Source organism: Bacteroides muris (ex Fokt et al. 2023) (genome assembly GCF_024704895.1).
Lineage (GTDB): Bacteria > Bacteroidota > Bacteroidia > Bacteroidales > Bacteroidaceae > Bacteroides > Bacteroides muris.
In genome coordinates this window covers 40,553-63,586 of the sequence record NZ_JAMZEE010000002.1, presented here as the reverse complement: position 1 = coordinate 63,586, position 23,034 = coordinate 40,553, and the positions used below count along the sequence as shown (strand labels likewise).

Here is a 23,034-nt window from a genome sequence, read left to right as displayed (position 1 = left end):
GGTGTGTCTCCCAAAAATATCAAACTTAACATTGTACGTTCCGCCAACTTTCTATTGATTTGAGCCTATCCCAACTCATAGTGAGGGACAAAAAGAAAAGCGTTAACTGCTTGATTTCAAGCAATTAACGCTTTTCTTTTCGTGGACCAGCCTGGGCTTGAACCAGGGACCTCCAGATTATGAGTCTGTTGCTCTAACCAACTGAGCTACAAGTCCGATGCATCCTTGCTTGGATAGCGAGGGCAAAAGTAGCATTTTCTATTGAAATATGCAAGGCTTTTGGATAAAATTCCTTGTGATCTTTGTCCTTAGAACTTATAAGTCCGTTTTGGATTCTTAGGAAACCAGCCTTTTTTCACTCGTTCTTCCTGCTCGAATATCTCCTTGATAGTCCAGAACGAGGAAAATGCAAAGACGCCCAGAAGGGAGGATATCATGATGTTCTCTGTATAAAGGGAGGCGATGATGCCGCCGATGCCGAGTAAAAGGAAAATCCACCAGCACTTGGTGCCCCAATAATATTCGGCTTTCACAACTATGGGGTGAAACAAGCCGATGATGAGGAATGTGCAGATACCTATGACAAGGCCCGACAGATGATATTCGTTCAAGAAATCCATTGTTGTTCGTTATTTCTCGGGGCAAATAGGAATCTCCTTCTTGATGCTCTGTTCCAGGGAAATCAAGGTCTCGGTAGCGGTTACGCCAGGAATCTCCTGCATCTTGTTGTTCAGCAAATCCATCAGATGCTCGTTGTCGCGGGCATATACCTTGGTCAGCATGGTGTACGGACCAGTGGTGAAGTGGCATTCTACGATTTCGGGAATCTTGCCCAGCTCAGCAACTACCGTCTTATACATGGAGCCCTTTTCCAGCTTGATTCCTACGTAAGTGCAGGTTCTGTATCCAAGGGACTTGGGATTTACATGATAGCCTGAGCCAACAATAACGCCAAGGTCAATCAAGCGCTGTACACGTTGATGGATGGCAGCACGTGACACGCCACATTCAGCAGCTACGTCCTTGAAAGGGATACGGGCATTTTGGGAAATGATTTCCAGAATCTGCCGGTCAAGATTGTCTATTTTTTCCATAATAGTAAATAAGTAAAGTTCTTGTTGTTATCAAATAGTAAGCAAATATAGGACTTTATTTTAATTTATCTATGAAAAGGGATAGAAAAATGAATAAAAGTGAGGATAACGGTTAGGCGCGGATTACGCGGATTTCACGGATTTAGTTTACCAAATCCGCGTTATTCCTCGTAATCCGCGCCTAAAAGAAGTATCAAGAGGGTTTTGCCCCTCCCTTCGGATTGTTACATTACTTCTCGATACCCAACAGTTCCACTTCGAATATCAAAGTAGAGAACGGCTTGATTTGGCTACCGGTTTCTCTTGAACCGTATGCCAGGTCGTAGGGGATATAGAGTTCCCACTTAGAGCCGACGGGCATCATGGTGAGGGCCTCTGTCCAGCCTTTGATTACCTGGTTGGCACGGAAAGTAGCAGGTTCGTTGTGCTTGTAAGAGCTATCGAATTCTGTTCCGTCAATCAGCGTACCTTTGTAGTTTACTTTCACCTTGCTGCTGTCGGCAGGAACAGCACCGTTACCCTTGGTGATGATTTTGTATTGCAGACCGCTCGGGGTAGTTACTACACCTTCTTTAGCCTTGTTCTCAGCCAGGAACTTTTCACCGGCAGCTTTGTTGTCAGCATACTTTTCTGCAGTTGCTTTTTCTTTGATGGCATCCATCTGAGTACGCATGTACTCTTGAGCTTTCATCATATCCATAGCACCACCCTTGCCGATGACACCTGCTACGAAACCTGCCAGCAGATTTTCGCGGCTGATGCTCTGTGTGGAGTCGTTGCCGAAGATTTGTTGGTTGAAGCCTTCCACCCATTGCTTGCTGACCATCTGGCCTACTTGCAGACCGGCCATGTAAGCCACATCTTTCTTATCGATTTTGGCTGCGCCTTCGTTGAAACCTTTCAGGAATTCTGACATCTGGGTTGAGTCAATGCCTTGTTGTGCAAGATACTGGTCCAAACCTTCTGTACGTGCCATACCGATGGCGTAAGATAATGAGTCGATGTCCGTCTTCAAATCAGCTTTCGGACTTTGAGCAGTACAAGATGCCATACCGGCAGCTACTGCAAGAGCCATGAGAAATGTTACTTTTTTCATTTTGCTTTTACTTGTTGTTTATTTAGATAAAATTTTCTGTAATTCGACTTCGAATACGAGCGTGCTGTGGGGAGGAATCATCTCGCCGGCACCCTGCGCTCCGTATGCCAGGTCGCTGGGGATGTAGAGTTTCCACTTGGCACCTTCGGGCATAAGCTGAAGGGCTTCCACCCAACCGGGTATCACTTGGTTTACACCGAATGTGGCAGGCTGGCCGCGCTTGATGGAGCTGTCGAACAGCGTTCCGTCAATCAGTGTGCCTTCGTAGTGGCATTGTACCTGGTCGGTTGCTTTGGCATAGTGACCGACGTTTCCTTCTGTGATAACTTCGTATTGAAGTCCGCTGGGAAGCGTAACAACTCCCTCGCGTTTTTTGTTCTCTTCCAGGAACTTTTTGCCGGCTTCTATGTTTGCTGCGTTCATCTTCTCCTCCAGTTCGGCGAAGTACTTGTTGACGATGTCACGGGCTTCTGTGTGGCTGATTGCCGTCTGGTTGCCCTCCAAAACGTCTTTGATTGCTTGTGCAAAGTCATCTATTGCAATGCCTTTGGCACCCATGCTTAAAAGATTCTGACCTATTCCAAGGCCGATAGCATAACTGAATTTGTCCATAAGATTCTTTTGTTGACGACCGGATTGGTTTCTTTTCCAGTCTATTGCAAATTTATGAGTGGCAAAAGTACGTCTTTTATTTGAATGATAAGGCTTTTAAGTATTTAATTTTTCTTATTTATATCACAACTTGAACATTCTTCTTATATTTGTCTTACTTTAATAAAGGAAAGGAGCGGAAAATGAAGAACTTGGTCATATTGTCGGGTGCTGGTATGAGCGCCGAGAGCGGCATCAGCACATTCCGTGATGCGGGCGGATTATGGGACAAATATCCGGTGGAGCAAGTGGCGACTCCCGAGGGGTATGCATGTAACCCGGAACTGGTCATTAATTTCTATAACGAACGTCGCAAGCAGTTGCTCGATGTGGTGCCGAATGCCGGGCATCTGGGTGTTGCCGACCTGGAAAGGGATTTCAATGTAACGGTCGTCACTCAGAACGTAGATAATCTGCACGAGCGGGCGGGGAGCACGCGGGTGATACACCTGCATGGGGAACTGACGAAGGTTTGTTCCAGCCGCGACCCTTATAATCCGCATTTCGTCAAGGAACTGGCGCCGGAGGAATATGAAGTAAAGTTGGGCGATAAGGCGGGCGACGGTACGCAGCTCCGCCCGTTCATCGTGTGGTTCGGCGAGCCGGTGCCGGAGATTGAGACTGCCATCCGGTATGTGGAGCAGGCGGACATCTTCGTCATCATCGGCACCAGCCTGAACGTTTATCCCGCTGCAGGACTGCTGAACTACGTGCCCCGTGCCACCGAAGTGTATCTGATAGACCCCAAGCCGGTGGACACGCACGTCATGCGTCCGATACATGTCATTCAAAAGGGAGCTTCGGAAGGGGTAAAAGAGTTGAAGGCGCTGCTTGCAGCTACCCAGCCTCCTTTGCCTTAGGACTTAATCTCCTACGTCTTAGGACTTAGCCCCTCACGGTATAGGACTTAATATGCAGAACATCCGGATGTTTTAGGTACTCACTCCTATACTGTAGAGAGCTGGGTATAGGGGAGATTCCCGCAAGGTATAGGTCTTGCGGGAACAAAGTATATTTGTCCTCGAAATTTGTGCTATTTCTTTATCACGGCCCGTAATACGAACCAGGCATGATGGGCTACGGTACTCATTAGTCCGTAATGCCGCGCCATGATGCGGAAGCGTTCGCGCAGGGATGCCTGACGGTTCTGGGTGGTCATTCCTTCCTCCAGATAGGCGATGAGGGTGAGATGGGTATTGTGCAAGGTTCGTGCCTTTTTCATCACCCGGATGCACCAATCGAAGTCAGCGGAGAAGCGGTATTGCAGGTCGTAGGGTTCCACAAGGGAAGCTTTGGCAAAGAAGGCCTGATGGCAGACCAGCATGCCCTGCTTGAAGCTTCGCCAGGTAAGCGCTTCCGGGGCGGAGAGGCGGCGCATGCGGATGAAGTGCCCTTCCTTATCCACCAGCGCTGTTTCGCCATACAGCACGTCGGGCAGTTCGCTGCCGGAGATGGAGTGTACCATCTGCTGCAAGGTGTCGTCTTCGTGGAAGCTGTCGCCGGCATTGAGGAAGCAGAGGTAATCGCCGGTGGCAAGGCGGATGCCTTTGTTCATGGCGTCGTACAGTCCCTTGTCCGGTTCGCTTACGATGCGGGTGATGCGGTCTTTGTACCGGTCGATGATGGAGAGTGTGCCGTCTTTGGACGCACCGTCCACAATGATGTATTCCACGTGGTGGTAGGTTTGCGAGATAACGCTTTGAATCGTGTCCTCCAATACCGCTTCGGCGTTGTAGGTCACGGTGATGATGCTGAATTTCGGGGTGGGGTGGTTATGCATTTCTTCCGGTCACTTTGTTGTAAAGGTCAATGTATTTCTTGGCGACGACGTTCTCCGAATAGTGGGATACGGCTTTCCGGCAGGCCTGTTCCGAGAGGCTCGGGTAATCGGGTTCGGTCAGCGTCCAGTAGATGCCGTTGGCAAAGTCTTCCGAGGACTTGTATTGTACCACGTAGCCGTTGTGCAGATGGTCTATCATCTCAGGAATGCCGCCTACGTTGAATCCGACGCAGGGAATGCCGCACGCCATGGCTTCCATGATGGTGTTCGGCAGGTTTTCTTCCAGAGAGGGGGTCACGAAGATGTCTACGGCATTGTAGATGTTCACCAGTTGGTGTTCGTTGCTGACGAAGTTCAGCGGATAGACCTTGAATGGAAGCAGGTTCTCCAGTTGTTGCGACTGGTTGCCGAAGACGACCACGCCCAACTGTTCCCGGAGTTCGGGATGCTTGTCGGCCAGCAGGCGGCACGATTCTATCAGGTAGTCGATACCTTTCCTCTTGTCCGTAATCTTCACCGAGCCGAACAGCACGAGCTTCTTGTCTTGCGGAAGGAGGCAACGGTTGCGGGCTTCCTGTCGGTTGCGGGGTTTGAAGAGGTTGGTGTTGATGGGGTTGGGGATGCACGTCACGGCATGTCCGCTGAAGAGGGCGCTTGTGCGGGCGCGTTCTTCCAGCCAATGGCTGCATGTCACGAAGTTGATTCGTCTTCCTTTATAAAGGTTCATCTTCTTCCGGAAGATACGGTAGGAAAGGTCACGTTTGCCTTCGCCTTCATGGATGAAGGGGCAGTTGTGGCATTCCTGCTGGTAACGGGTGCACTCGCGGGCATGGTGACAGATGCTGGTGCAGGGCCACATGTCGTGCATGGTCCAGACGACGGGTTTGCCCGAGGCGAGAATCTTCTCGATGTTCCTCAGCGAGAGCATCCCCTGATTTATCCAGTGCAGATGGATGACGTCTGCCTGCTGGAATTCGGGCAGTGAGGTGATATCTGTTCCCGTGTTGGCAATGTCTACGGCAAAGATGTTCTTTTTGTTGAAGCGGTTGGCGCTCCAGATGACGATGCGCTCCCAGACGAACTTCCACACCATGCGCCAGTTATGGTCCAGTGACACAACGGAGATTTGGTCGGTCTGCTTGTCGCGTACCAGCAGCTTGGCTTTGATGCCGTGGTTCTTGAGTGATTCCATCAGACGGCTGGCGGCGATGGCTGCGCCGCCGATGCGTTCGGATGTATTGATAAGTAGTACTCTCATGACTGTTGTTCGTTTCTTCTTTTTTGGATGGCTTTGTAAGCGATAGGTTGCTGTTGCGTTATTTTCTTCTGGGATAATTGCGACAGAGCGAGGTAGATGTCGTCAAATTCTCTACGGCTGTCTTCTGAGAGGTCGTTCAGTTCAGAGAGGTTTTCTTCACTAATCTCCTCTAATGCCTTTATCCGGTTCTTTAAATCCTCCAATTCCTGATGGCTGTTCACTGCGGCAAGTCCTTGCTCGGTGAAAGCGAAAGGCAGTTTGCGTGTACCGCCCCAACTTGAAGTCACAATTTGTGACTTCAAGTTGTCCCATTTTTCCTTTGTCAGTTGAAACATGAAATCAGAAGGAAACCTTCTTACTTCGTGTATTCGTTTTTGTATGATTTCTTGTTCCATAGCGTTCTTTGCTTCAAGTTATCCCTTCTTGTCGGAAATATGAGACAAAAGTAGTGGTTTTCGGGGAGAAACAGCACCTGTTAGGCTCTGAAATCTTCTTCCTTATGTACGTTTAGCTTTGATTTTGAGATAAGCCCAGCGCACCATTCTACCAAGGAAGTTATATCTCATACCATGATTTTTTAGCGCTTGGGCATAGAGGGCTTCGATGGCAGGGTTTTCTTTGATGGGAATATTGTTTAGGATGATGCTTTCCGTCCGGTAAGGTCGGTCATACTCGTACCATCCGAATAGCCGGTTGGAGTTGAAGTGGGTACCATTACCTATTCCGATATTCTTTATCAGAGTGTGAGTGGGGCATAGGCAGAGACCTTTCTGCTTGTAGATAGCTATTTCCCAGCAGATGTCCCAAGGGATAGGATGTTTGTCGAGTGAATGCAGGCAGTGGAAGTTACCGCCGTATTCCAGTTTCTCGAAGTCTTTTACAGTCATTCCTTGCAGGGCTTCCTTGCGCGAGGTGAAATGGACGAAGTGCTGCCATCGGTCTTTCCATGTCGCCCATCCCCATCCGCTCATGTGGGGAGTGAAATAGGTGTCGTCCGATTGTTGGATATCCAGGTTAGTGAAACCTGCTATATGCATTACTTGTGGGGTATGGATATATTTGTTTAAGGCATTGTTCATATATTCCAGAAAGACAGGTGAGGTGCAGATGTCATCTTCCAGTACGATAATTGTGTCGTGGTGTTGCAGTACATAGGCGATGCCTTCGATAATGTTGTTTTCTAAATAGTAGTTTTCCGGGCGTTCTACTATATGTACCTCGCCGAATCCGTCGATAGTGTGTAGATACTTTCTCAGTCTGTTCACTTCTTTCCATGATCTCTTGTCTTTTCCGCCATCGCTGAAGATGTAGAGGGGAGTACGGTCGGCAAGTTTGTTCTTCTTCAGATGCTCTATGGTCTGCTTGGTGTTGTGCAGCCTATTGTAGACAAACAGGGCTACGGGGGCTGTGGATAATGTTTTCATGATGTCTGGATTATGTGTAGGTCGAAGGCAAGGGCTGCTGGATAGTGATTGTTTATTTTTTCTTGCTCTTCCTCCGTGTAGCGGTGCAGGGTAGGGTAGTTGTAGAGCAGGAACTCCTTCAGTCCATTGGGCGCTTTCAGACGTAGTGGACCGAACGGAATCGATTGCAGACAGTTGAGACTCGTCTCCAAAACATGGTCGGTGGTGGTAATCACATTGTTGTAATATAAGGTTTTCCATGAGTTGAAACAACTTTGCATTATCACCATCAAACGGTAGATTGTCTTTTTAGAGAGTGTCATATCAACTATCCGGTTCAGAAGGCAGGCAACAGCTCCACGATTGGTAGGGTTGGATATTTGGCATTTTCCGAAATGCTTCCACAGCCATACTTCTTTTCCCATCAGGCAGCATTTCAGAAAGTTGACGGTTTCATATTGTATCTTCCGCAATAGCTTGTTGTCTGGAATACGGTCGAAGGGGAATATATCGACAAAGATTCCCTGGTGCATGGGTACATCCTTGAACATTTCCTCTATGAATAGGGTGTTGTTCTTTTTGACCTTAGCAAAGTAGTAGGGGGTATGAGGATCTGTCTCTATCCATGAGAGAAAGTATGGCTCTTTCAGTTCTTGGGAAGCTATCCGGAGAAACTTATTATAGTCTTCCCGTTTCATACCTATATCTATGTCGTCATCCCAAGGAAGAATCGCTTTGTCATAGAGTGCCCCTATTGCTGTTCCGCCGATTACAAAATAGGGGATATTGTGTTTGTCGCAGATGCGCACAATCTCTTCCAGTATTTCGTATAACACCTGATGTAGTTGGGTCAGTTCTTCCGGGGTATATTGCTTCATCATGGATACCATTTTTGATTGATGTCTGCAAAAATAATGATAATAGTTGAAAGGAGCACTTTTCAGTTCAATCTTCTTTTGCGAAATCGGACTTGAGTTTTTCTATCAGTGTGGCGGATTCCCCGCTTACCACTTTTCGGCAGAACATCTTTCCAGACTGCCGCAATACCGGCAGGTCCTCGAGTGTCATCACGCGGATGGATGCGCCGTAGTCTATGTAGTGCAAGGGGGTGAGACGGGTAAGTCCGGGGTATTCTCCCTCTAAAAGAAGCCCTTTTGAGGCAAAAGGGGAGTTGAATACGATGGTCTGTATGCACAGTTCGCTGGGTACAAAGCTGGTTCTGAAATACTTCACCAGCTTCTCCTCCGTGCACAACTTTTCATATACATATCGTGCGCAGGGCAACGTGATGGCCCAATAGTCGGAACCGAAATAGACATCTGCCTGCTTGCCTTCCAAGGGTGCAAAAGGGGCTTTCCGGATGGGGAGTATCTGTGCCAGCTTGCGCGATGCTACGATGAGTTTGTTCTTCCACCATATACTCTTCCAAGGCAGGTCACGGAAAGGGTGGTAATGGGTTATCTTGTGCAACTGCTGTTTCACGGTGCAGTGTGTCAGGTTGAAACCGCCGATGAATTCAGTGTCTTGATGCTCCTCGAAATAGCGGTGGATGGCGTTGTTGTTCCATAACGGATAGTCTTGCCCGCTCAGGCATACTACACGGGTATAGGGGATGCCGCTGTGCAATACGGCGGCAAGCAATTCTTTCTGATATTCCACTTGTTCCCATCCTCCCCAGCTTATCCGGTGGCGGGGCACGAAAGTAACCTTGTCTCCCAAGGCTTCTTCAAAAGGGTGTATATCGGCATTGAGGTCGATGTGTACGTAGAAGTCTGCCCGGTCATCCAGTGCGGCAACCAGGCGTGCCAAGTGTGGGGCATCCTTGTAGGCGGATATGATGTAGGCTATGCGGCTCATGCTCTTTTTTTCTTTAAGAGGAATTCAATGCTTTCCCGGAAGATGGTAGATTGTAGTTTCCACAAAACCAGTGCATAAAGCCCGGCTACCATAATGATTTTGGCTGCCATATTTAAGTATAGGTTTTCTATGAGCTGAGTGGCATAGTGAGTTGACACTACCAGTACAATGGACAGAGTGAGATAAGGGGAAATATCCTTCAGCATATCACGTAATCTTAATCCTATCTCCCTCTTGACAAAACGGAACCATACAAACAGCCAGCCGATATTGATAATGACGAAAATACGCAGCATCCACTCCAACCCGTATGGGTATATGGCACATACAGCTACTATTTGCAGCAGGCTCAAGCTGATGGTGCTCCACATATAGATAGAAGAATGCCCCCGGCTGATGAGCAGGTTGGAGAACAGATTGATGACGGGAATAAATGCTCCCCAAATACATAACAGTTGCAAGATATCGGCACTGGGCAGCCACTTCTCCGTGATAGTGATTATAATCAGTTCTTTCGATACCAAGCTCAATCCCAGCATGGCGGGGAAAGAGATAAAGGCGGTGAAGCGCAGCAGCTTTCTGAATATGGCGAGTTGCCGCGCCTTGTCATCGGCAACCCGGGTAAAGACGGGTTGTGCAATGCCGTTTATCATGCCCGTAATCGTGGTATGTCCCATGCCGTTCCACTTGTTTGCCTGGGTAAAGTTGCCTACTTCCCGTTCCGAATAGAACTTACCCAGCAGGACGGAGAACAGATTGTTATTGATTATGGTGAAGATATTCGTAATGATTATCTTACTGCTGAACCCTATCATCTCCTTAATGGGTGTGAAGTCGAACCGGAAGCGGGGTCTCCAACGCGAGAAGTAGAAGTTAAGAATCGTCATTACGGTGATGAAAGAGATGCTTTGCAATGCAATCCCCCAATAGGCGAATCCGTTTGCCGCCAATGTGATGCCCACAATGCCGGAGACTATCAGACTCGAAATGGAGATGATGGTAGTGTCCTTGATTCTGAGATTCTTGAACAGATAGGCTCTCGGTGCAATGCTCATGCTGGAAATGACGAATCCCAAGAAGGAGAGACGGGACAGCGGTATCAGCTCGGGCGTATCGTAGAAGTCGGCAATCAGCGGTGCGGCAAAGAAGAGTAATATATATATAGTAGTGCTGCACATCAGGCTGAACCAGAACACGGCGTTGTAATCCTTGTGCAAAGTCTCCTTCCGGTTGGTCAGTGCAGAGATGAAACCACCTTCCTGCAAGGCGGCGGCAATGGCGGAGAAGATGGTAAGCATTCCTACCATACCATAATCCGAAGCATCCAGCAATCGGGCAAGGACTATTCCGAAACCTAGATTCAACAACTGCTGTATACCGTTGCTGAATCCTCCCCAGAAGAGGCCTTTGGCTGTTTTTTCTTTGAGTGATGTATCGGACATAGTTTATTTTCTTGATTGAATGCAGAAGTATAGGGCGTTTTGAACGCAGAGACACAAAAACACAGAGTTTTTCTTTCCCTTTTTTTCTTTCTCTGTGTCTTCGTGTCTCTGTGTTATCATTTACAAGTACAAGCCTATTTCACCTCGCTGCCCGGCTTCACCTCCTTCAGCAGTGAAGTCACCGCCAGCGAACCGTCGTAGTTCTCGGCAGAGAGAATCATTCCCTCACTTACCAGCCCGTTCTTGAATTGGCGTGGAGCAAGGTTAGCGATGAACAGCACCTGCTTGCCTACCAGTTCTTCCGGTTTGTAGTGCTGGGCAATGCCGCTGACGATGGTGCGGTTTTCCAGTCCGTCGGCAATCTTGAACTTCAGAAGCTTCTTCATCTTGGGCACAGCTTCGCATTCAAGCACTGTACCTACGCGGATATCCAGCTTCTCGAACTCTTCGAAAGCGATGGTCGGCTTGATGGGGTTTGCTTTGTAGGTGGCGGCTTCGTTTGCCTTCTTGGTGGCAAGCAGCTTGTCTACTTGTGCCTGGATGACGTCGTCCTCTATCTTTTCGAACAGCAGTTCGGGGGTGCCCAGCTGATGTCCGGCAGGCAGCAGGTCGGTGTGTCCCAGTTCTGCCCAGTCGAAGCTGTCCATGTTCAGCATCTTGCGAAGTTTTTCGCTGCTGAAAGGCAGGAACGGTTCGAAGGCGATGGCAAGGTTGGCAACCAGCTGCAAGGAGATGTGGAGAATGGTGGCTACGCGTTCCATATCCGTCTTGGCAAGCTTCCACGGCTCTGTGTCGGCCAGATACTTGTTTCCGATGCGGGCAAGGTTCATCGCCTCTTTCTGCGCGTCGCGGAACTTGAATACATCTAGCAACTTCTCCACTTCTGCCTTGACGTCGGCAAATTCTTTCAGTGTCTCGCGGTCGTAGTCGGTCAGTTCGCCTGCGGCGGGCACTACGCTGTCGAAGTACTTCTTGGTGAGTTGCAGGGCGCGGTTCACGAAGTTGCCATAAACGGCAACCAGTTCGTTGTTGTTGCGTGCCTGGAAGTCCTTCCAGGTAAAGTCGTTGTCTTTTGTTTCCGGTGCGTTGGCTGTCAGCACGTAGCGCAATACATCCTGCTTGCCGGGGAAGTCAACGAGATACTCGTGCAGCCATACCGCCCAGTTGCGTGAAGTGGAAATCTTGTCGCCCTCCAGGTTCAGGAACTCGTTGCTCGGCACGTTGTCCGGCAGGATGTAGCTACCCTCTGCCTTCAGCATGGCGGGGAACACGATGCAGTGGAACACGATGTTGTCTTTTCCGATGAAGTGCACCAGACGTGTTTCGGGGTCTTTCCACCATTTCTCCCACGTGTCGGGCAGCAGCTCCTTGGTGTTGCTGATGTAGCCGATGGGGGCATCGAACCATACATAGAGCACCTTGCCTTCGGCGCCTTCCACGGGAACGGGGATGCCCCAATCCAGGTCGCGGCTCACGGCACGCGGCTGCAAGCCCATGTCGAGCCAGCTCTTGCACTGGCCGTAAACGTTGGGACGCCACTCTTTGTGGTCTTCCAGAATCCATTGGCGTAACCACTCCTCGTGCTTGTCCAGCGGCAGATACCAGTGCTTCGTCTCGCGCATCACGGGCTGGCTGCCGCTGATGGCGCTTTTCGGATTAATTAGGTCTGTAGGGCTGAGGCTGGTGCCGCACTTCTCGCATTGGTCGCCGTAGGCACCTTCGGCATGGCAGTGGGGGCACTCGCCGGTGATGTAACGGTCGGCAAGGAACGTCTTGGCTTCCTCGTCGTAGTACTGCATACTGGTCTTTTCGATGAATTCTTCCTTATCGTACAGCTTGCGGAAGAAGTCGGAAGCCGTGTCGTGATGCGTCTTTGAAGTGGTGCGGCTGTACACGTTGAAGGAGATGCCGAACTCTTCGAAAGACTTCTTGATAAGCGTATGATAGCGGTCCACCACGTCTTGAGGGGTAATGCCTTCCTTCTTGGCGCGGATGGTGATGGGCACTCCGTGTTCGTCGGAGCCTCCGATGAAGATTACATCTTCCTTTTTCAGTCGCAGGTAGCGGACATAAATATCGGCAGGGACATAAACGCCTGCCAGGTGTCCGATATGAACCGGTCCGTTTGCATACGGCAGTGCCGATGTCACGGTGGTACGTTTGAATTTCTTTTCCATTGTGTTAGTATGTATCTCTTTTGTTATGAACGCTTTTGGAAGTGCAAAGATAGCTGTTTTCTGCAAAATATGAATATTCTTCCGGATTCTTTCCGGATTTGGACTTCAGCCCCGATTCAAAAACGCGATTTCGGCGAGTTTATGTATTGCAGATTCTCTTTTGCCTCCTCCGAACCAAGCTTTGCGGCATCCTCAAAATATTGGTAGCCGAGTTCTATATCCTCTTCTGTGCCACGCCCGAAAGCGTAAGCCACACCCAGTGCGTTGAGCACCATAGCATTTATCGGTTCCCACAAGTCGTCGATTCCTTCTTCGGCTTCCTGGAGGTATTCCAATGCCACCTCATCGTCCTGCGCCACGCCGAGCCCTTCCTGATAGCAGATGCCAAGGTAGGCAGCAGTCTTCACCCGGTTGTTGTCGCTGCTTTTGGGATTGTCATAAGCCTTCTCAAGCCATTCGGCAGCCTTGGCGTAGTCTTGCTCCACAATGCCCTCACCATTGAAATAGTAATATCCTATCTGCCACTGGCCTGCGGGGTGACCGGCAATGGCAGCAAGTTCATAGAACTGGTAAGCGGTATGAATATCCTCTTCCACAGCTTCGCCATTCTCGTAGCAGTATCCGGCATTGTATGCGCCCTGCGGGTCACCTTTCTGCGCGGCTTGGACGTATCGAATCAAACTGTTATACGGGTCATTCTTTTCAAACTTGAGGTAGTAACCGTAGTTGTTGCAAATCACAGGAGAGATATCTGCAAGCATCCGGTAGTAAGCCTCGAATACATCCTTTTTGATACTGCATAGCCCCGACTCGTAGATGTTGCAATAGTTGCCCCAACCAGCACAGATGCGCCCGTTGAAACTGCGTTCGTACCATTCTTTGGCTATCGGATAAGCCCAGGCATTGTATTTATTTTCGGTTTTGAATTGCTTGGCAAGCTCCGGCTCGACAAGCAGATAGTCGCCCCAGTAATAGACGTTCCCTATCATATAGCAACAAAACGCATTGCCACGCTCCGCTTGTTCGAGAATTTCCTCAAATGCTTCCTTGAACGAGGCAAAAGGCATTCCGCGCTCTACGGAGGGGGTGAGGTTGCCGCTTCGTACAGCACAAAGCACACCTGTGGCACTCCCCATCAGTGCGCTTTTCTGCATCAGTTTCGAAGCATTGTCATCGTCGGTGGCGAAACCGGCTCCGCTCCACACGTATTCCTCGCCCATAAAGCATCGGGCTATGAAACACAATGCGTCGGCATCGCCTTTTTGGGCTGCTTGCATAAGCATTGCATAGCCGCGACGTATCTCTTCCTTGTCGAAACTCGTCCAAATCATATCCACTGCCTTCACTACGGGCAGGCTGTATCTACCGTTCATTGTTGTCTGATTTATCTTCTTCGTTTAAAAATTTAAAAGCCAGCCGTTGAAAAGTGTCTTTCACATCAAAGCTTTCCCACTCGGGAGCCGGGTCGGGATATTTGTGTTCGGCAGCAAAATCCCACAACCAACGGCGCAAGCGGGTGAGGTCGGACACTATGGCATGATATCCTATCGGTGTCGGTTCTGTCCACTTTACCCATTCCACTTTGTATTCAGGTGCTTCCCCGTCCTTGTTGTGCCGGTGAATGTTGATGTAACCGCCATTCTCGCCGGTGAAATCATAAAGCAACCACTTGGACTTACCTTCTATGATATTTTCAAGGGCAGCCACAACGTCGGCACAACCGAAATGGCGGAAATCCTCACCATCGACAGAAAGGTTCGATTCAGTATGCTGTGTCGGAGCTTTTCTTTTTTCGCACACCCAGCCAGACATATCGGGTAATTGGGCGGTCTGAAAAAAATTGCACATAATATCGGTAGCCTCATCGTATGAAACACCGCTCTTGACCATTCGGAATATGATTCCTTTTACTTCGAAAAAAGCCGCAAAACTTAAGTCGCTATAGAAGCACAAAGCGAAACATTCGGTCTCACGAACAAGTATCACCGGTCGGCACTTCATAAGATAAACATACTCATTGGAGTCGACGTTATACACTGCCTTCATAATCTTGGCATCGGTCACATTGCTCGTGCGTTCCTCGCCATTCTCGGTAACGAGCACATACTGCGGCTTCTTGGCAAGTTTGCCGGATAATCTTCCTCGGGGGGATTTCGGATTAAACATAGTCATATTTCATTTTTCGGGCAGTTCCACCGTTTCTGTCCACTTTGGTTCTGTTCTGTGAAATGTTACATAAAAAGCATCACCGTCCCATTTGGTTTTAGTGACAGTGCTTTGCCATATCAATGCTATTGGGGAGTTCATCATGTAGCCACTTCGATATAACAACTTCATCGGTGGCACAGCCGACAACATCCACTCTTATCGCATCTCCTATGCCATGTCCGATGCAGCGGTAAACTATCGCCCATACTTCTTGTCGCGTTATCGTTATTTTATCTGTATTTTACACCACTCCTCTAAGATGGATTTGAAATCGTCTGTCATTAAGGAGAAATTGTAGTTTACCTTTTTGCCCAGACGGCTTGCAATCTGTTGCACGGCATGGATGAAGTACGTGCAAAGCAACTGTTTCTGCTTTTGCCGGGGCAGTTCGCTGAATGCTTTCTCGAACACGATTCCGGCGCGGATTGTTCCGGTGCCGGGCTTGAACGGGCCATAGGAGAAACGGTTCCGGAGATAATATCCGTTGTCTTCAATCTCTTTTTCCGTGAACATGCTGAGCAGCGCAGGATAGAAATCTTTCTGCTTCAGTTTCAGGGCTTCATCGGCAATGATGTAATTGGTTTTGCAACGGTAATGGTCGTAGAAGCTGAAAGAGCAGTTGAGGATAATCTCGTTGACGGCATCACCGTATAGTTCCGGACGCATACGATGGTTCAACTCCGTCTTAAGTTCCTTCTCCATACTCATAATACTTTATTTTTATATAGATTTAGATATTTTATGTGCTTTGTCGGTTACCTGAAGGCATTATTCATAACTATTGATTGTCGAAAAGAGTGCAGAAGCCCTGCTTGTTGAACCGATAGTACATTTCAATACGTTCCGGCGTGTCGTTTTCGAGCAACAAAAGCAGCTCTCTTGCAAATTCAAGCGTTGCAGAGCCGTTTGCTGTTACGATATTCTTGTCGCTGACAGCTTGGGCATGGATATATCCGTCAGGATAGGTGTAATTGTCGCCACCCCAAAGTTTCAGTTGTTCCGGGCCGTTGCCGGTATGTCGGGCGGCATTGAGGAATCCGTGTTTTGCCATGAACGAAGCTCCGTTGCAGATGGCGCCTACTATCTTGCCTCTCTTGATGGCTTGCCGCACAATCGGCACAACTTGTTCGGCAACGGGTGTGCTCCATCCGAAACCGCCGATCAGTACCAATGCCGCATAGTCGTCGGGCATCGTTTCAAACGAATAATCGGGCAGGGTGCGGAAGCCGCCTATGGATTTGACCGGCTCCAGTGTCGGAGCTACAGTTTTATTGACATACTTCGGATTTTCTTTCAGGGCAAATTCATCGGAGGAGATGGCTTGTGAAAGATACACAGCTTCGTGTGCGGCATAGTCCGGCAATAGGACATACATGATTTCGTTGCTCATATACTTATGATGTGATTAAAACTACTTTAATTTGATTGCAAAATTAATAAAAAGCTCCGAGAATTGCTTGTCTCATGATGACTCTCTCTGTCTATTTCCTGAAAAAATCGGCTTTACATTCTCATTCCCGTGTTTTCCCTTTGCGGGTGCATGGGGGCCTTTTTGTTTTTTTTGAATTAAAGCGCGCGATAATCAGCGTGTTGCATTTACCGGCTGTTTGCCTTCGGAGGTAAATTGTTTACCATAGGATGTAACGGCCTTTACCCTGTATTGTAACGGTCGTTACCTTATGGTGTAACGCCTTTTACCTCGTAGTGTAAACGAAGCTGCCGTTTGGGGTGACCGGAGTTGTCATGTGAAGTCGTACTCTTCTACATAAGCGTCGAAGTACTCCGTCCGTTGGAGTCCTAAGTTACGGGCAATTGCAATGACTTGTTGCTGCTCGGCAGGCGAGAGCAAAGTTTCCCCTTTCCGCTTCTGATAATATCTTCGGATGCCCCATAAGCCGATGAGCCGGTAGCGGAACGCGCCGGACTGGCCGACAGAGACGGCTTCCGCCGTGTGGATAAAGCCTTTGGCATAGCGCACTTTCTTGTTCGGGCAATAATATCTGCATTTTCCCGTTGTGGACTCTATTGCTTTCGGATTCAGTACATATAGGAAGATGTCGTTTGAGGGTGCATGCGTATATGCAATCCGGCGCAGGCAGGTGTCGGCATGAGGGCATGTGTCAGTGGCGCATAAGCCGAAGTTATGGGGGACTTTGGAATAATCGAAGGTTTCTTCTTTCATCGTCTTTCTGTTTTAAAGTCCTGCAAAGGTACAATTAGTTTGGAGAAACTCCGCCTGGTATTTGTTTTATCTCGAAAACCTCCTTCACCATCGGCCGGCAGGAGTCAAAGTCCGATGGTATGGTTATGCACCACCGATGACTCCTGCCGGCTCCCGGTAACTCCTATTGTGAATCAGAGGGAAGCTGTTGCTGTTTCTTGAATGCGGCGGGCATCCGGAGCACGTCGTTCACCTTGCGGACGGAAGGAGAGACATCGGCAGTGACACTGCCTCGCAAGTCGCGTGACGATGCAGCCACCACAAACTTGTATTTGCCGCCGTCGGTGACCCATGCATTCTGTTCTTCGTCGAATGAGGCTAAGTCATCCGTATGAACGGTAAGTGTGACGACTTGGCTTTCGCCGGGTTTCAGCAGGCGGGTCTTGCCGAATGCCTTGAGCTCGTGGACAGGCTTGTCCAGCTTGCCGGCAGGTGCTTCCACATAAAGCTGCACCACTTCCTTGCCGGCTTTCCTGCCCGTGTTCTTTACGGACACCCGGATAGTCACTTTCCCTTGGCTGTTCTCTACCGAAGGTTTTCCATATTCGAAGGTCGTATAGCTCAGACCATAGCCGAACGGGTAACTTACCTGCAGTTTCTGCGTGTCGAACCATCGGTAGCCCACATAAATACCTTCATCGTAAAGCGTATAATCCACGTTTTTCACCTTGTGTGTCAATCCGGTCTTTACGGACCACCGGCGGTCAATCTTCTGGTCTATCGGGAAGTTCAGCGAACTGCGGTGGTCGCTCAGCGTAACCGGGAAAGTCATAGGAAGCTTGCCGGATGGATTGGCATGCCCGGTCAGGATATCGGCTACGGAGTTTCCTCCCTCTTGTCCGGCCTGCCAGGAGAGCAGGATGGCATCGGGTATGTCCTTCCAACTGTCGGTTTCGATGACACCGCCCACATTGAGCACCACCACTACCTTCTTGTTGGCTGCATGGAAGATACGGGTTACATTCTTCACCAATTCACGTTCCGTTTCCGACAGGAAAAAGTCGGAAGAGACCCGGTCGACGTACTCACCCGAAATGCGGCCCAGGGTGATGATGGCCATGTCGTTGCTTCCCGCGGCATATTTGATGACGGCAGTGTCCATCGGCATTTCGCCGATGCGTTTCTGCTCTCCCTGCTCTTGCGGTTTGTTGTGGCTCTGGTAGAGGGCCTTGATGTTTTCATCCACGGTGATGTTCTGGTTTTTCAGTCCGTCCAGCAGCGATACTACGTAGGGACGGTTGATATCACCGGAGCCGGTACCTCCCGAGAAGAAGTTGTAGGAAACCACACCGAACAAGGCAATGTTTTTGTCTTGCGAAGACAAGGGCAGTGCCCGGTTGTCGTTCTTCAGCAATACCATGCCTTCGGTTGCCGATTGCCGGGTAACGGAGGCATGGGCCTTCATGTCGGGATTGTTGCCGTATTTGTATCCTTTGAAACGGGGAGTCTTGACTACCAGCTCAAGGATGCGGCGCACGTTGCAGTCCACCACGGCTTCGTCGAGCGTACCGTTTTTCACTCCTTCGATGATGTGGGCGGCTTGTTCCTTGGTGCCCGGTTCCAGCATGTCGTTGCCTGCAATCATTTGGGCGGCTCCGTCGGCTCCTCCCCACCAGTCGGTCATGACGGTGCCTTTATATCCCCATTCTTCACGCAGGATGGTGGTGAGCAGTTCCGGGCTTTCGGAGGTGTATACGTCGTTGATGCGGTTGTACGAGCTCATGATAGTCCAGGGCTGGCTCTCTTTCACTACTATCTCGAAAGCTTTCAGGTAGATTTCACGTAAGGCGCGCGGAGAGACAATCGCGCTGTTGTTCATGCGGTTGGTCTCTTGGTTGTTGACGGCGAAATGCTTTACGGAAGTTCCTATGTCATTGCTCTGTACGCCGTCTACATAGGCCACGGCCATCTTGCCGGTCAGCAACGGGTCTTCACTGAAGTACTCGAAATTGCGGCCGCACAGCGGATGGCGGTGAATGTTGATGGCCGGAGCCAGCAGCACGTCGACACCATATTCCTTGGCTTCGTTGCCGATGACTTGTCCCACGTTCCTTACCAAATCCACATCCCATGTAGAGGCCAGTAGCGTTTCAATGGGGAAATGGGTGCAGAAGTAATTCTCTTCTCCTTCCACCGGCAAGATTCCGCATCCGGCAGGACCGTCTGAAAGAACCACACAAGGGATGCCCACGCGGGGAACCGGGTTGATGCGTCCCGCCGCACCGGGAATAACCTTCCAGGACTCTTTGATGTGAGGGGCCGCGTCAGGGTCTTGATGATACATGCGTGCTCCTACTATCAAATCGACTTTCTCTTCCAGAGTCATGGTCTTGATGATTGCGTCGATATTGTTTGCTCTTAGTTTCGGATTCCTGGCATCCACATGGGTGGAAGCAGCGAGGATAGCGGCAGTAGTTGCCAATCCTGTCAGTATTGTCTTTATTTTCATTGCAAGTGCCTGTTTAAGTATGATTTAAATTATTGGTTGTGCATCAGCGGCAGTGGAACCATTCGCCCCATCCCATGACTGTGTAGTCTTTGCTGATTTTCTCCATCTTCTCGAAAGTGAGCCAGAAAGCCTCGCGGTGGTCAATCGTGTGCCCCATTTCGTTTTCATGTCCGGTAACTACCAGTTTGGGATTGAAGCCGTTCACTAAGTCGTTCATCCGGTGAGTCCAGCAGTTCACAACCAGTGCGTCCGGTCGGGGAATGTGTTGTTTGATGTTGACAATCCATTCCATGTCCTCTTTGTTGTATTGGTCGCCCACATGGGCAATGGTCTTTTTCTCGGCAGTGGTAACTACGTAGATGTTATTCATCAGGTTGTCTTGGTTGCCGGGGAATATCTTTACGCAGATGTGTCTGTTGTCGCTTAGCTCTATTTTCTTGTCAATCATTTCATGGGAACGTTCATGCAAGATTTCCTTTTTGTCCGGCAATATGTTTGTCGGCGCTACCACCGGCTTGCCGGCCTTCAGGAACATGTCCACAACAACCGGGTCTACATGGTCGCCGTGGTTATGGGTGAGGAACAGAATGTCGCATCGGTCTACAATCTGTTGTACCAAGGCATCGGGTAGCAGAGTTTTTCCTTGGCACCATCCTCTGGCAAGGTCGAAGGCCAAGGTGACCGAGGCAGTGCGGGCTACGATTCCCTCATTGTATATCTTGTACACCTTCATTCCTTTCTTCACCGGACTGGAAAGGTCGGTTATGACTTTATCCATCCGTGAAGCGATGAAGTTGCCAAGGGGTTCTCCATTGTCATATTTGGTCTCATGAAGCATGGCGTCCAAGTTATAGAGAGCCAGTTTCCGGTTCATTGGAGCACCTGTCACCGGAGGATTCTCAGTCAAGGCCTGGTCTATCAGGTCAAACATCTTGAAAGCTTGTCTGTTCAGGTATTTCTCGGAATTCCCCCAAAAGGCGCTTCTTTCTATCCCATCCTTTTTTTGGGCATAGGTGCTTTGGGGTGTCAGTAAGAGGATACATAGTCCTCCTATAAATAAGTGAAGTATAAAATTCTTTTTCATGATGTAAATGGATTGTTGAAGATTGTTTTATGGTGCGACAGGCTCTGTGAGAACGAGGAACCGTCCGATTCCTATGGACATTTCTGTTTGCGACTTGTTGAGGCAGCGGATGTATCGGGTCTGTGGCTCGTGGATGCGGAGGGTATCCAGGCGGTCTTTTCCGGTTTGCCGTAGTGGAAACCATACTTTCCCGTCGATAGACCCTTGGAACTGGCGTCCTTTGGATTTGCTTTTACGCAAATCGTAGACCAGTGCGACCGGTTGCTTGCTCTCTTCGATACGGAAACCGAAGTATTCTCCGGGAGCTATTGTCACCAATGGGAAATGGGGCGTTAATCCTACCATATCATCCTCGCAGAAACAAGACAGTTCGTCGAAAGCTTGCGAACCTGCCAGTACTTCCGCTTTCTCTTTCGGTTTTTCGTCGGTGAGCAGGGTGTTTTCCACATGTTGCACGATGTTGCGGATGAAAGGTAACAATACTTGGGAGCCGCTTCGGATGCCATCCTGCTCTCCACGGCGGTAAGGGCGGCTGAAAACAGCTGTCGTTTCCAGAGTTTCCCGGGTTTTACGGTAGGCTTCGCGGCAGTTTTCCGTATCTTTCTTTTGGGCAAGCTCCAGCATTTTCATGGCTTCCACACCGGCTTCTCCCACATTGGCCGTTTGCGTCAGCCAAGGGCCGATTTCTTTTATCAGCTGCTCGTTTGCAGAACTGCTTCTGATAGTTTCAGGAGCTTTTCTTATCTGAGCAAACATGTTTATGATTTCGGCGGCTTCTTTCTCCAGATATGTTCCGGCAGCTAAGGATTGCCAGAACCGGGTGAGTAACTTGTCGGAATTGAAAGACTCTTTTCTGAAGAACATCCACGTGTTGGGACCGATGTCTGCGTTATGTTCGCAGAAGAGCCGGAATGCATCGGGAGCTTCCGGAACAAGCGCCTCACATGCTTTGTACCAGGCTTCCTCCGGATTGAATCCATTTATGTTCCAGGTGAACTGGGATATGCTCCAAAGCGCTACTTTGCTTGCTTCTGCAAATTCCATCGGATTGGAGACGAAGGCGTGCATGTCTGTGGCCGTATTCTTCTCCAGACCATGCACCGGCCCCATCAGCAGATGAGCCAGGCAGTAGTCATTTACCGGGAAATTCCACCAGACGTAGCAGGGACGTCCGATTCGTCTGTTGACCCACTGGAGTCCTTCGCATGTGATGTCGCTCACGACCTTGTCACCGGTCCACATGATATGGATGAAAGGGTCGAGTAGTTTACCCAGAATATCCAGATAATCGGTTTTTGCCCAGTCCTTGTTGTATTCGGTCGGACATAGGATGAGCTGTTGGATGTCTCCTTTCTTGTCTACGAACTCCTTCTTGAGGTGGTTCATGAAGGCGGCTTGCTTGTATGCATCCGTTCCCTCTCCTTCGATGTCATCGAAGAAGACGGCAAATGCCCTTACTCCAAGGCCGTACATGCTCTCCAGCTTTTGTATGGCGGCCTGCCGGTCTGCGTCGTTCCAGCGGATATCCATTCCGGGATGTAGTGCCCAGACAAAGTCCACTTTATTTTTCCGGGCTTCTATTACCATCCTGCGGATGTTGTCCGCTTGTTCTTCCGGATAGGGTATACGCCATGAGGGGGAGCGATGGTAGGGGTCGTCTTTGGGGCCGAATATGTAGGTATTCATTTTCATGCGGCCATAGAATCTCAGTTGTTCTACCCTGTTCTCAAAGGACCAGGGAGTACCGTAAAAGCCCTCCACCACTCCTCTGAAGGCTATGTCGGGATAGTCCCGTATCAGGCAGACCGGAAGTTCCTTTCCTTCCAGGATTAGTTGCCGAAAGGTTTGGACAGCATAGAAAAGGGAACGGTCGTCATAGATTCCGATATGGATGCCGTTACTGTTGACTGTCAGGGTATAAGCGCCCGAACGTTGCATTTCATCGGTTGCTTTATCCAGTTTCCCGATAGTGATTGCTTGTTGGGCTTGTTCTGCTATGGGTACGGATTGCTTCAACAAGTTCATTGCATCCGTGTCAGGTGTTTCCGTGCTTTCTATCCGGTATCCTTTTTCCGGTATCTTTATCCACTTGTCAGATACGTCCATTTCCTGGGGAGTCGGGTAGACATTCACCTCTTTGGGGGGATTTCCTTGGTCACATCCTCCGAGAATCAGCGCCATGGGGAAAACACACGATATACATAATCTTATGGTTCTATTCATATTCTGTTGATTAAAGGCGGTGGGAAAAGCATCTATATTATTGGCAGGAATCGTCTGCTTTCATATCGTTTCTTATAGAAGAAAGCAGGAA

21 protein-coding genes and 1 tRNA gene are annotated in these 23,034 nt (G+C 49.4%); 1 reads left to right on the top strand and 21 read right to left on the bottom strand.

The window, feature by feature from the left end; translation table 11 throughout:
* Positions 1-142: 142 nt before the first annotated feature.
* The 5 genes from M1B78_RS01040 to M1B78_RS01020 all read right to left on the bottom strand — a co-directional run bounded on the left by M1B78_RS01040 (position 143) and on the right by M1B78_RS01020 (position 2,802).
* Positions 143-216: transfer RNA gene (locus M1B78_RS01040), tRNA-Ile, on the bottom strand.
* Between the two features lie 92 nt (positions 217-308).
* Positions 309-620, bottom strand: coding sequence for a DUF4491 family protein (locus tag M1B78_RS01035; protein WP_016272349.1), 312 nt, complete (start codon positions 618-620; stop codon positions 309-311).
* A gap of 9 nt (positions 621-629) precedes the next feature.
* Positions 630-1,094, bottom strand: a complete 465-nt coding sequence (locus tag M1B78_RS01030) for an Lrp/AsnC family transcriptional regulator (protein WP_005830846.1) — start codon at positions 1,092-1,094, stop codon at positions 630-632.
* Positions 1,095-1,323: 229 nt separating this feature from the next.
* Complete coding sequence (locus M1B78_RS01025) at positions 1,324-2,190, bottom strand: FKBP-type peptidyl-prolyl cis-trans isomerase (protein WP_257939653.1); 867 nt, start codon at positions 2,188-2,190, stop codon at positions 1,324-1,326.
* Positions 2,191-2,208: 18 nt separating this feature from the next.
* Positions 2,209-2,802: an FKBP-type peptidyl-prolyl cis-trans isomerase gene (locus tag M1B78_RS01020; protein ID WP_016272350.1), complete on the bottom strand. Its 594-nt coding sequence runs from the start codon at positions 2,800-2,802 to the stop codon at positions 2,209-2,211.
* A 182-nt stretch (positions 2,803-2,984) separates the two neighbouring features.
* Between M1B78_RS01020 and M1B78_RS01015 the strand changes: the two genes are divergently transcribed.
* Positions 2,985-3,701, top strand: coding sequence for an SIR2 family NAD-dependent protein deacylase (locus M1B78_RS01015; protein WP_257939652.1), 717 nt, complete (start codon positions 2,985-2,987; stop codon positions 3,699-3,701).
* A gap of 173 nt (positions 3,702-3,874) precedes the next feature.
* On the opposite strand, the gene M1B78_RS01010 is transcribed toward M1B78_RS01015, so the two are convergent.
* The 16 genes from M1B78_RS01010 to M1B78_RS00935 form a co-directional block, all read right to left on the bottom strand.
* On the bottom strand, positions 3,875-4,621 hold the full coding sequence (locus M1B78_RS01010) for a glycosyltransferase family 2 protein (protein ID WP_257939651.1): 747 nt from the start codon (positions 4,619-4,621) through the stop codon (positions 3,875-3,877).
* Positions 4,614-5,879: a glycosyltransferase family 4 protein gene (locus tag M1B78_RS01005; RefSeq protein WP_257939650.1), complete on the bottom strand. Its 1,266-nt coding sequence runs from the start codon at positions 5,877-5,879 to the stop codon at positions 4,614-4,616. Before M1B78_RS01005 ends, M1B78_RS01010 begins: the two co-directional genes overlap by 8 nt.
* A complete protein-coding gene (locus tag M1B78_RS01000) occupies positions 5,876-6,274 on the bottom strand; it encodes an ORF6N domain-containing protein (RefSeq protein ID WP_257939649.1) in 399 nt (132 codons plus the stop codon). The genes M1B78_RS01005 and M1B78_RS01000 overlap by 4 nt, the downstream gene beginning before the upstream one ends.
* A 102-nt stretch (positions 6,275-6,376) precedes the next feature.
* Positions 6,377-7,303, bottom strand: a complete 927-nt coding sequence (locus M1B78_RS00995) for a glycosyltransferase (protein ID WP_257939648.1) — start codon at positions 7,301-7,303, stop codon at positions 6,377-6,379.
* Positions 7,300-8,163 carry a LicD family protein gene (locus tag M1B78_RS00990; RefSeq protein ID WP_257939647.1) on the bottom strand — a complete coding sequence of 288 codons (864 nt, stop codon included), beginning with the start codon at positions 8,161-8,163 and terminating at the stop codon, positions 7,300-7,302. The genes M1B78_RS00995 and M1B78_RS00990 overlap by 4 nt, the downstream gene beginning before the upstream one ends.
* Positions 8,164-8,227: 64 nt before the next feature.
* Entirely contained in the window at positions 8,228-9,139 is a 912-nt protein-coding gene (locus tag M1B78_RS00985; RefSeq protein ID WP_257939646.1) for a beta-1,6-N-acetylglucosaminyltransferase, read from the bottom strand.
* Positions 9,136-10,581, bottom strand: coding sequence for a lipopolysaccharide biosynthesis protein (locus M1B78_RS00980; RefSeq protein WP_257939645.1), 1,446 nt, complete (start codon positions 10,579-10,581; stop codon positions 9,136-9,138). Before M1B78_RS00980 ends, M1B78_RS00985 begins: the two co-directional genes overlap by 4 nt.
* A gap of 134 nt (positions 10,582-10,715) precedes the next feature.
* Complete coding sequence (gene metG / locus M1B78_RS00975) at positions 10,716-12,758, bottom strand: methionine--tRNA ligase (RefSeq protein ID WP_257939644.1); 2,043 nt, start codon at positions 12,756-12,758, stop codon at positions 10,716-10,718.
* A gap of 116 nt (positions 12,759-12,874) precedes the next feature.
* Complete coding sequence (locus M1B78_RS00970) at positions 12,875-14,131, bottom strand: tetratricopeptide repeat protein (protein ID WP_257939643.1); 1,257 nt, start codon at positions 14,129-14,131, stop codon at positions 12,875-12,877.
* On the bottom strand, positions 14,121-14,924 hold the full coding sequence (locus M1B78_RS00965; RefSeq protein WP_257939642.1) for a hypothetical protein: 804 nt from the start codon (positions 14,922-14,924) through the stop codon (positions 14,121-14,123). Before M1B78_RS00965 ends, M1B78_RS00970 begins: the two co-directional genes overlap by 11 nt.
* Before the next feature lie 267 nt (positions 14,925-15,191).
* Positions 15,192-15,668: a hypothetical protein gene (locus M1B78_RS00960; protein ID WP_257939641.1), complete on the bottom strand. Its 477-nt coding sequence runs from the start codon at positions 15,666-15,668 to the stop codon at positions 15,192-15,194.
* Between the two features lie 76 nt (positions 15,669-15,744).
* Positions 15,745-16,356, bottom strand: a complete 612-nt coding sequence (locus M1B78_RS00955; protein WP_257939640.1) for a DJ-1/PfpI family protein — start codon at positions 16,354-16,356, stop codon at positions 15,745-15,747.
* Positions 16,357-16,707: 351 nt separating this feature from the next.
* On the bottom strand, positions 16,708-17,148 hold the full coding sequence (locus M1B78_RS00950; protein WP_257939639.1) for a DUF6078 family protein: 441 nt from the start codon (positions 17,146-17,148) through the stop codon (positions 16,708-16,710).
* Positions 17,149-17,311: 163 nt separating this feature from the next.
* Positions 17,312-19,636, bottom strand: coding sequence for a beta-glucosidase (locus M1B78_RS00945; protein ID WP_257939638.1), 2,325 nt, complete (start codon positions 19,634-19,636; stop codon positions 17,312-17,314).
* A gap of 43 nt (positions 19,637-19,679) precedes the next feature.
* Complete coding sequence (locus tag M1B78_RS00940) at positions 19,680-20,720, bottom strand: MBL fold metallo-hydrolase (protein WP_176468763.1); 1,041 nt, start codon at positions 20,718-20,720, stop codon at positions 19,680-19,682.
* Between the two features lie 27 nt (positions 20,721-20,747).
* On the bottom strand, positions 20,748-22,943 hold the full coding sequence (locus M1B78_RS00935; protein WP_257939637.1) for a beta-N-acetylhexosaminidase family protein: 2,196 nt from the start codon (positions 22,941-22,943) through the stop codon (positions 20,748-20,750).
* Between the last annotated feature and the right edge of the window lie 91 nt (positions 22,944-23,034).